1 protein-coding gene is annotated in these 264 nt (G+C 55.3%); it reads right to left on the bottom strand.

Annotated elements, in window-relative coordinates; genetic code table 11:
* Positions 1-264, bottom strand: a 264-nt coding sequence (locus R0J88_RS20900) for an S-adenosylmethionine:tRNA ribosyltransferase-isomerase (protein ID WP_410901010.1), incomplete at both ends; no start/stop codon positions are given.

Genomic DNA, 264 nt, shown 5'->3' on the forward strand with positions numbered 1-264 from the left:
GTCAGCGTCTTCGTCCGGACGGTCGATATACGGCGGCAGCGGCATATGGCCGATGCTGTTGAGAATATCCAGCACCGAGCGTTCATCATTAAATTCGACTTCAAACAGTGCGCCGTGGCGCGCGGTCATTGTTGCGTTAATACTTTCGTCATCGCCCAGCAGCAGTTCTGCGCCAGGTTTTGGCGCTTTCGAGGCGCGAATATGCGCAAGAATGCGTTTGTCGTCGAGCATCCGTTCAACCAGCACTTCAATCTTGCCGCCGCT

It is taken from the genome of Pseudoalteromonas sp. SIMBA_162 (assembly GCF_046535955.1).
Classification (GTDB): Bacteria; Pseudomonadota; Gammaproteobacteria; order Enterobacterales; family Alteromonadaceae; genus Pseudoalteromonas; species Pseudoalteromonas marina.